We start from the raw sequence: 3880 nt of genomic DNA, 5'->3' as shown, positions 1-3880 counted from the left end.
TGAAGTCGGAGTCGCTAGTAATCGCAGATCAGCAACGCTGCGGTGAATACGTTCCCGGGCCTTGTACACACCGCCCGTCACGTCACGAAAGTCGGCAACACCCGAAGCCGGTGGCCCAACCCTTGTGGAGGGAGCCGTCGAAGGTGGGGCTGGCGATTGGGACGAAGTCGTAACAAGGTAGCCGTACCGGAAGGTGCGGCTGGATCACCTCCTTTCTAAGGAGCACCTGCCCCGAAGGGGGTTAGGAGCCCGTATCACCCGAGTGTGGTGGTGGGGTGCTCGATGGCGGAGACACTGGTGAGTTCACTGCCGGCAACGGTCATTTGCTGCTAGTACAGCCCTTTCGGGGGTGGGAACGTGGTGGTGGTGCGGCTGGTTGGTGGGCGTTAGAGCATCCTGTTGGGTCCTGAAGGAACAAACACGTGTGTTTGTTGTTTCGGGTTGCCAGGCATGGCCTGTCATCGCAAACCGGTTCCATGGTCGGCCCTTGGGGGTTGGTGGTGGTTCGAGGTGTGGTGGTTGTGGGTTGTGGGTTGGTCGTTTGTTGAGAATTGCACAGTGGACGCGAGCATCTTTGTGGTCAAGTTGTCAAGGGCGAACGGTGGATGCCTTGGCACCAGGAGCCGATGAAGGACGTGGGAGGCCGCGATAGGCCTGGGGGAGCTGTCAACCTAGCTGTGATCCCAGGGTGTCCGAATGGGGGAACCCGGCAGCAGTCATGTGCTGTCACCTGCACCTGAACACATAGGGTGTGTGGAGGGAACGCGGGGAAGTGAAACATCTCAGTACCCGTAGGAAGAGAAAACAATTGTGATTCCGTGAGTAGTGGCGAGCGAAAGCGGATTGAGGCTAAACTGGCTGCGTGTGATACCTGTCAGGGGTTGCGTGGTTGGGGTTGTGGGACTCTGCTGGCCTAACTGACATTGGGTCGAGAAGTGATAAAACCTGTTGCTAGCCGAATGGTGTGGGATAGCCAACCGTAGACGGTGAGAGTCCGGTAGGTGAAAGTGGCGGGTCTTCTGTGGATGTTCCCGAGTAGCGGCGGACCCCTGTAATCTGCCGTGAATCTGCCAGGACCACCTGGTAAGCCTAAATACTTCCTGGTGACCGATAGCGGACTAGTACCGTGAGGGAATGGTGAAAAGTACCCCGGGAGGGGAGTGAAATAGTACCTGAAACCGTTCGCCTACAATCCGTCGGAGCCTTTAGGGGTGACGGCGTGCCTTTTGAAGAATGAGCCTGCGAGTTAGTGGCATGTGGCGAGGTTAACCCGTGTGGGGTAGCCGTAGCGAAAGCGAGTCTGAATAGGGCGTTGAGTCGCGTGTCCTAGACCCGAAGCGGAGTGATCTAGCCATGGGCAGGCTGAAGCGTGGGTAAGACCGCGTGGAGGGCCGAACCCACCAACGTTGAAAAGTTGGGGGATGACCTGTGGTTAGGGGTGAAAGGCCAATCAAACTCCGTGATAGCTGGTTCTCCCCGAAATGCATTTAGGTGCAGCGTCGTGTGTTTCTTGCCGGAGGTAGAGCACTGGATGGTCTAGGGGGCCCACAAGCTTACCGAAATCAGCCAAACTCCGAATGCCGGTAAGTGAGAGCGCGGCAGTGAGACTGCGGGGGATAAGCTTCGTAGTCGAGAGGGAAACAGCCCAGATCACCAGCTAAGGCCCCTAAGCGTGTGCTAAGTGGAAAAGGATGTGGGGTCGCATAGACAACCAGGAGGTTGGCTTAGAAGCAGCCACCCTTTAAAGAGTGCGTAATAGCTCACTGGTCAAGTGGTTCCGCGCCGACAATGTAGCGGGGCTCAAGTACACCGCCGAAGCTGTGGCATTCACATTTTACTTCGCGTTGCCTTTGGGTGGCGTGCAGGTGTGTGGATGGGTAGGGGAGCGTCGTGCCGGGGGTGAAGCAGCGGAGTGATCCAGTTGTGGACGCGGCACGAGTGAGAATGCAGGCATGAGTAGCGAAAGAAGGGTGAGAAACCCTTCCGCCGGATGACCAAGGGTTCCAGGGCCAGGCTAATCCGCCCTGGGTGAGTCGGGACCTAAGGCGAGGCCGAGAGGCGTAGTCGATGGACAACGGGTTGATATTCCCGTACCCGCGAAAGAGCGTCCGTGGTGAACCTCATTGTGCTAACTTTTTGATCTGGTTGATGCCTTCGGGTTGATGCTGGTGAGATTGGGAACCTGGTGGGTAGTAGTCAAGCGATGGGGTGACGCAGGAAGGTAGCTGAGCCCGGCCGGTGGTTGTGCCGGGGTAAGCGTGTAGGCCGTGTCGTAGGCAAATCCGCGACACACAGGGCTGAGACGTGATGCCGAGCCGATTCAGGTGAAGTCAGTGATCCTATGCTGCCGAGAAAAGCCTCTAGCGAGTTCTTAGCGGCCCGTACCCCAAACCGACACAGGTGGTCAGGTAGAGAATACCGAGGCGATCGGGCGAACTGTGGTTAAGGAACTCGGCAAATTGCCCCCGTAACTTAGGGAGAAGGGGGGCCGGAGACGTGAAGCCCCGTGCGGGTGGAGCGTTGTATGGCCGCAGAGAGCAGGGGGAAGCGACTGTTTACTAAAAACACAGGTCCATGCGAAGAAGTAATTCGATGTATATGGACTGACGCCTGCCCGGTGCTGGAACGTTAAGGGGACCGGTTAGCTCTTTCGGGGGCGAAGCTGAGAACTTAAGCGCCAGTAAACGGCGGTGGTAACTATAACCATCCTAAGGTAGCGAAATTCCTTGTCGGGTAAGTTCCGACCTGCACGAATGGCGTAACGACTTCCCCACTGTCTCAACCACAGGCCCGGCGAAATTGCATTACGAGTAAAGATGCTCGTTACGCGCGGCAGGACGGAAAGACCCCGGGACCTTTACTATAGCTTGACATTGGTATCCGAATTAGTTTGTGTAGGATAGGTGGGAGCCGGTGAAGTCCATACGCCAGTATGGGTGGAGGCAATCTTGAAATACCACTCTGGTTGATTTGGGTATCTAACTTCGGACCGTGATCCGGTTCAGGGACAGTGTCTGGTGGGTAGTTTAACTGGGGCGGTTGCCTCCTAAAATGTAACGGAGGCGCCCAAAGGTTCCCTCAGCCTGGTTGGCAATCAGGTGTTGAGTGCAAGTACACAAGGGAGCTTGACTGTGAGACTGACAGGTCGAGCAGGGACGAAAGTCGGGACTAGTGATCCGGCACTTGCGAGTGGAAGCGGTGTCGCTCAACGGATAAAAGGTACCCCGGGGATAACAGGCTGATCTTCCCCAAGAGTCCATATCGACGGGATGGTTTGGCACCTCGATGTCGGCTCGTCGCATCCTGGGGCTGTAGCAGGTCCCAAGGGTTGGGCTGTTCGCCCATTAAAGCGGTACGCGAGCTGGGTTTAGAACGTCGTGAGACAGTTCGGTCCCTATCCGCCGTGCGCGTAGGATACTTGAGAAGGGCTGTCCCTAGTACGAGAGGACCGGGACGGACGAACCTCTGGTGTGCCAGTTGTCCCGCCAGGGGCACGGCTGGTTGGCTACGTTCGGAAGGGATAACCGCTGAAAGCATCTAAGCGGGAAGCTCGCTTCAAGATGAGGTATCCCACCCATTTTGTGGGGTAAGGCTCCCAGCTAGACGACTGGGTTGATAGGCCGGAGATGTAAGCTCGGTAACGGGTTGAGTTGACCGGTACTAATAGGCCGAGGACTTGATTACTAAGGTGCTACGCGTCCACTGTGTGATTCCCGACAAGCGAACAAGACCCTGTGGGTTGTTTGTTAAGTCGATAGTGTTACGGCGGTTATAGCGGTGGGGAAACGCCCGGTTACATTCCGAACCCGGAAGCTAAGCCCTCCAGCGCCGATGGTACTGCACTCGGGAGGGTGTGGGAGAGTAGGACGCCGCCGGACAA

Annotated in this window: 3 rRNA genes; all 3 read left to right on the top strand. The window is 56.8% G+C overall.

The features are described 5' to 3' along the window. A 16S ribosomal RNA gene (locus ACI2K4_RS36195) occupies window positions 1–215 on the top strand; the annotation flags it as partial. A gap of 363 nt (window positions 216–578) precedes the next feature. Beyond that, a 23S ribosomal RNA gene (locus ACI2K4_RS36190) occupies window positions 579–3684 on the top strand. Between the two features lie 77 nt (window positions 3685–3761). Then, window positions 3762–3878, top strand: a 5S ribosomal RNA gene (gene rrf, locus ACI2K4_RS36185). Window positions 3879–3880 lie beyond the last annotated feature (2 nt).

The organism is Micromonospora sp. NPDC050397, assembly GCF_044901685.1.
Taxonomy (GTDB): Bacteria; Actinomycetota; Actinomycetes; order Mycobacteriales; family Micromonosporaceae; genus Micromonospora_G.
This window is presented reverse-complemented; position numbering and strand designations above follow the sequence as displayed.